Source organism: Limobrevibacterium gyesilva (assembly GCF_025989185.1).
GTDB classification, from domain to species: Bacteria; Pseudomonadota; Alphaproteobacteria; order Acetobacterales; family Acetobacteraceae; genus Limobrevibacterium; species Limobrevibacterium gyesilva.
In genome coordinates this window covers 1-1345 of record NZ_JAPDNT010000076.1, presented here as the reverse complement: position 1 = coordinate 1345, position 1345 = coordinate 1, and the positions used below count along the sequence as shown (strand labels likewise).

The window sequence follows — 1345 nt, the reverse complement described above, 5'->3', positions numbered from 1 at the left end:
CGCACTACCAATCCATGGCGATCGTCACGGGGACTGACATGCGCGAGCGCCCGCGCGGTTTTGCGCTATGTTTGGAGGATGTGCTCGTCAAGGTGTCAGGCGATCCCCACCTGCGCTCCGATCCCAGGGTCGCCAAGGTGGAGAAGCGCGCGGGCGATTACGTCGTGCCCTTCAACTACGTTGACCCAATGGCCTGGCTGCATCACCACGACGACCCGGGAACCTACGACCGCTCCCAGAACCTGACCGTCGCATTCGACCCTGCAAAGATCGACGCGCTGCTGTTGACGCTTGGCACGCAACCCTGGAAAGGGCCGCGCCCGATCTTGATTCCCGCACTCTCGGTCCGAGGCCGAAAGCCGCCGGACTACCTCCTCAGCGCCGACGAACCGCTCGGGGCGGAGCAACGCGCTGCCTTTGAGCGCATCGCGGCCGAAGCCGGTATTCCATTGAGGTTCCCGACCGCCTCCGAGTTCGGGGGATGGGGGGGCGGCAAGGGCTCCCTGACCGGAACAACCGTGCGCAGTCTCGAGGGGACGATCGTGATCCGCGGCACGCTCGAATGGAGCGACGAGGCGTCGGCTGGGTTGGTACGTGGCAAACAAGCTGGAAGGATGGCGAGCACGCCTGGGCGATCCGAGGCGTCGGGTATGACCAGGCGTTCTCCAGCATCGTCGAGGGCGCAATGCTAATCGCTTCGGGCCGCGGTCACCCGGAAGCGCTTCCCACGGCAACCCGCTGAACACCGAGACTGTCACGCGCGCGAGCCGCAGGCATCGACGAAGACGCGCTGTTTGCTGCCATCCTGGCCGCCTAACCAATCTCGGCCTCGTCCGCACGGCGGCCAGCCACGGCGTGACCCGCGACAAGCTGATCTGGTCCGCCGACGCCTACATCCGCCCTGATCTCGACTGCATTCTGATCCCGTATTGCGATCCCCAATGGCGCAGCCTCCGGCAATGGCGGGAGCTTTCCATTTCTGGGCACTTTGGATCTCTGCGCCGCGGTCGAGTTCGCCGCCCCGTGGACGTACGTAAGTAATCGCCTCAGGCAGCGGGCACGCGTACGGTCCCCCGACGAGCCATCACAAGGGGAGGCGATCATGCGGTTCAGGACAGCCGGAATATTGCTGCTTGACGCAGCGCCGCTTGCCGCCTCGGTATCCGCCCAGCCCACACCGTCTCCGCCGGCAACGATCTGAACAGTGGTCGCCGCCACCAAGGTCCCGACGGTCGCCGACACGCCGCTCTATTTCAGGACCGTGCGTGTCACCCTTCCGCCAGGCGGGCGGAGTGACGTCTCGGCCGCCAATGGCATCATCTACCAGATCTCGGGATCGACCGAG

At 65.4% G+C, this 1345-nt stretch carries 1 protein-coding gene; it reads left to right on the top strand.

The features are described from left to right. Nucleotides 1-692 (top strand): DUF2066 domain-containing protein (locus OL599_RS25755; protein ID WP_264716930.1); only part of this gene is annotated, 692 nt, incomplete at its 5' end. Nucleotides 693-1345: the final 653 nt, after the last annotated feature.